Below are 483 nucleotides of genomic sequence, written 5' to 3' on the forward strand. Positions count from 1 at the left end.
TTCGGAGCCCAAGTCTGTTGCGCTACTCAGGGGCCGGACTGTCGCGCCGCCGGCGATCAAGTCGGTGAGTAGGTGGGCCGGAATAATCGCGCCGTCCAGGGTGATCCCGGCACCCCGGCCCGTTTTGGCGGCCGGGGCAGCGGGTGCTGCGGGTTCGGACGCGGGATCGGTGCTGCCCTCCTTCGCGGCCGGCTCCTCAGCTCCCGGCGCGCCCACCGGCCCTTCCTCGGCACCGCCGGTATCCGGCGTGCCAGGTACCGGACCCGACTCGGGCGTAGGCCCCGCGTCCGGCTTTGTCCCGTGCCCGCTTTCGGGTTCTTGTCCGGTGAGGACGTAGATGGTGACCGCACCCGCCCGCGGATCTTTGCCTGATCCTGCGCAGTCAGGGTTGCTGCAGAGGCAGGTGAGTCGGTCGGCGCCGGCCAGGACCGCGGCCAGGGCGTCGGCGCGGCGTTCGGCCACGGTCCGCGGATCCTCAGAACA

General features: G+C 71.6%; 1 protein-coding gene. It reads right to left on the reverse strand.

The features are described from left to right. The coding region (locus tag G154_RS00020) for a DUF222 domain-containing protein (protein WP_036478435.1) at positions 1-483 on the reverse strand (483 nt) is incomplete at both ends.

The sequence above is a fragment of the Mycobacterium sp. VKM Ac-1816D genome (assembly GCF_000416385.1).
GTDB classification, from domain to species: domain Bacteria; phylum Actinomycetota; class Actinomycetes; order Mycobacteriales; family Mycobacteriaceae; genus Mycobacterium; species Mycobacterium neoaurum_A.